Origin of the sequence: Pseudomonas sp. PICF6 (genome assembly GCF_009831705.1) — a bacterium.
GTDB classification, from domain to species: Bacteria; Pseudomonadota; Gammaproteobacteria; order Pseudomonadales; family Pseudomonadaceae; genus Aquipseudomonas; species Aquipseudomonas rhizophila.
Genome location: NZ_WUUD01000032.1, coordinates 356784 through 360447, shown reverse-complemented (window position 1 = coordinate 360447; position 3664 = coordinate 356784). Strand labels below are relative to the sequence as shown.

General features: G+C 60.7%; 2 protein-coding genes and 1 pseudogene. All 3 read right to left on the bottom strand.

Annotation, left to right across the window (positions count from 1 at the left end):
- Window positions 1-8: 8 nt before the first annotated feature.
- Window positions 9-1850, bottom strand: coding sequence for a dihydroxy-acid dehydratase (ilvD, locus tag GSM73_RS22200; protein ID WP_047226039.1), 1842 nt, complete (start codon window positions 1848-1850; stop codon window positions 9-11).
- 267 nt (window positions 1851-2117) lie between these two features.
- Window positions 2118-3320 (bottom strand): MFS transporter, encoded by a 1203-nt coding sequence (locus GSM73_RS22195; RefSeq protein ID WP_160893840.1) that lies wholly within the window; start codon window positions 3318-3320, stop codon window positions 2118-2120.
- Window positions 3313-3664: pseudogene (locus GSM73_RS27785) on the bottom strand (diiron oxygenase); the annotation flags it as partial. The gene GSM73_RS22195 and the pseudogene GSM73_RS27785, both read right to left, overlap by 8 nt.

Below are 3664 nucleotides of genomic sequence, written 5' to 3'. Positions count from 1 at the left end.
ATGGACGCTTACAACCCGTCGAGCATCGCCTTGTTACGCACCGCGCCCTTGTCGGCGCTGGTGGCGAGCAGGGCATAGGCCTTGAGGGCGGTGGTGACTTTGCGCGGACGCACTTCCACCGGCTTCCAGCCTTTGTTGTCCTGTTCGACACGGCGTCCGGCCAGTTCTTCATCGCTGATCAGCAGGTTGATCGAGCGGTTCGGAATGTCGATCAGGACTTTGTCGCCGTCGCGCACCAGGCCGATGGCACCGCCAGCAGCGGCTTCCGGTGAAGCGTGGCCGATGGACAGGCCCGAGGTGCCGCCGGAGAAACGGCCATCGGTCAGCAGTGCGCAGTCTTTGCCCAGTCCTTTGGACTTCAGGTAGGACGTGGGGTAAAGCATTTCCTGCATGCCCGGACCACCTTTTGGCCCTTCGTAGCGGATGATCACGATATCGCCGGCCTTCACTTCGTCGGCGAGGATCCCGCGCACGGCGCTATCCTGGCTTTCGAAAATCTTGGCGTTGCCTTCGAACACATGGATTGATTCGTCGACGCCGGCGGTTTTCACCACGCAGCCATCCAGAGCGATGTTGCCGTACAGCACAGCCAGGCCACCTTCTTTGGAGTACGCGTGCTCGACGCTGCGGATGCAGCCGTTTTCACGGTCATCGTCCAGGGTTTCCCAACGAGTCGATTGGCTGAACGCCGTTTGCGTTGGAATACCTGCCGGGCCGGCCTTGAAGAAATGATGCACGGCTTCGTCGGTGGTCTGGGTGATGTCCCACTTGGCGATGGCCTCGGCCATGGTTTTGCTGTGTACGGTCGGCAGGTCGGTGTGCAACAGGCCACCACGGGCCAGGGAGCCGAGGATGCTGAAGATCCCGCCAGCGCGGTGCACGTCTTCCATGTGGTACTTCTGGATGTTCGGCGCGACCTTGCACAGCTGCGGCACGTGACGGGACAGACGGTCGATGTCGCGCAGGTCGAAATCGATCTCGGCTTCCTGGGCGGCGGCCAGCAAATGCAGGATGGTGTTGGTGGAGCCGCCCATGGCGATGTCCAGGGTCATGGCGTTTTCGAACGCCTTGAAGTTGGCGATGTTGCGCGGCAGTACCGACTCGTCATCCTCGCCGTAGTAACGCTTGCACAGCTCGACGATGGTCCGGCCGGCCTGCAGGAACAGCTGTTCGCGATCGCTGTGGGTGGCGAGGGTCGAACCGTTGCCCGGCAGGGCCAGGCCAAGGGCTTCGGTCAGGCAGTTCATCGAGTTGGCGGTGAACATGCCGGAGCACGAACCGCAGGTCGGACAGGCGCTGCGCTCATACTCCGCGACCTTTTCATCGGAAGCGCTGGAGTCGGCGGCGATCACCATGGCGTCGACCAGATCAAGGCCATGGCTGGCGAGCTTGGTCTTGCCGGCTTCCATCGGGCCGCCGGAAACGAAGATCACCGGGATGTTCAGGCGCAAGGCCGCCATGAGCATGCCGGGGGTGATCTTGTCGCAGTTGGAAATGCACACGATGGCGTCGGCGCAATGGGCATTGACCATGTATTCGACGGAGTCGGCGATGATCTCGCGACTGGGCAGCGAATAAAGCATGCCGTCGTGGCCCATGGCGATACCGTCATCCACGGCAATGGTGTTGAACTCTTTGGCTACGCCACCCGCGCGTTCGATTTCCCGGGCAACCAGTTGACCCAGGTCCTTGAGGTGAACATGGCCTGGCACGAACTGGGTGAAGGAGTTGGCAATGGCGATGATCGGCTTCTTGAAGTCGTCATCCTTCATCCCCGTGGCGCGCCACAATGCACGGGCGCCGGCCATGTTGCGGCCATGGGTGGATGTTTTCGAGCGGTAATCAGGCATGGAGCACTCCGGGCGGCAAATCAGGTACGTATCAGGTATCAATGGGAAGTGAGCTTCTGTTGACGTCTGGAACACCCGGGTTTGGCCGTGTGTCCGGAAGTGGCCGATGACTTTGCAGGATCGCTGCGCGCCTCAGCATGAGCTCATAAACCCGCCGGGGATGAATGGCGATGAATGTCGCGATTCTACACCCCTGGCGTCAGGATGAAATGACGCAAAGCGCTGATCGGGTGCCAATGTCGCGCTCGGGATGACGACCGGCGATGTTCAACCCGTCAACAGCGTCCTGTGACGATGCCGGAGCAGGCCATTGAGTGCCAGCCCCAGGAGGCTGAGCAACATCAGGCATAGAGCCAGGGTGGTTTGCAGGTCCAGCGGAGTGAGGCTGAGCGCAGCGCTGGTCAAACCGCCGACAATGAAGATCAGCACGCTGCCCGCCGAGGCCGATGTACCGGCTTGCTCGGGGAAGATATTCATTGCCCGGGTGTGGGCCGCCGCACGAGCAATGGTCGTTCCGGCGGTGCACACGATCATGGGCAGTAGCAGCGTGGTGACCGACAAGCCCAGATGGCTGGAGAGCCCAAGCATCAACACTCCCGCCGTCAGGATCAGGCACAGCCCCGTGAGGATTTGCGTCTGTGGGTCGATCCGATTGCTCAGCACGGTCGCGACCGCTCCACCGCCGATATAGGCCAGCCCGTAGCCCAGCAACGTCAGCGAAAATGCCTGCGGCGACAGTTGCAGCTGGTCAATGAAAACCAGCGGTGAGATGACGATGAACGAGAAATGGCAGGAAAAAGCCAATGCTGACGTCAGCCAGTAGGCCATGAAGTTGAAGTCACTGCATACCGTCCGGTAGGACGCAATGAAGTCCGGGCGCCTGGGTTGGCTATCCGCTGGCAAAGGCTTGAGTAGAAGACTGGCGCTCAAGAACACACTGACAGCCAGGGCAATGAATACCAGGAAGCTGCCGCGCCAGCCCATCCAGCTTTGCAGTCCGGTGCCGGCCAAGGGCGAAACGGAAATGAAAATGCCGCCGCAGGTGACCAGGAAAATCCGTAATCGCTGCTGCTCCTGACCTGTAAACAGGTCCTGGATCAGTGCCTGAGAGAGCACGAAACAACCGCATCCCACGGCTTGGATGACCCGGAAAAGCAGGAAGGACCAGTAGTCATTGGCAACGACGCACCCGGTCGCGCCAACGGCCGAGACGATGATCCCGATCAGCAGCAGGTTCTTTCGTCCCATGGCGTCGGAAAGCGGGCCGACCAGCAGTTGGGACACTGCGATCCCCACTGCGAACAGGCTGACAGACAGGGCGATATCGGGCGATGGACGCTCAAAGTGTTCGGACAGCGCCGGAAACGAAGGCAGCACGACATCGATGGGGAATACGCCGAGCAAGGTCAGCATCAACAATAAGCCGACAGTGGCCGCTTTGCGTGTGGCGAGATCATGAGTGTCAGCCATCGATAAACCCCGCCTGGAAGAACCTCTGCCGATTGGGGCCGTCTTCGAAGAAACCTGCCTGCTGCATGGCTGTGAAGGTCGAGACTGCCCCCGAGCGAACTCGCTGGGCGTGAGCGTCCGGTTGCAGGATGTTTGCAACGATCTTCAACGCGTCCTGTTCGTCAAAGCCGACGCTGGCGAGGCTGCGCATTAACCAAGGGACGTCGGGCTCGAAGTAAAGGCCGATGATGTCCAGCAGCAGCTTTGCGGCCAGAGCACGCTGGTCAGGGGCCAGGGCGGACCACAGATACTGGAACACCTCGCTGAAATAGCGACTATGGCGTGCCTCGTCCTCGAGATGATTC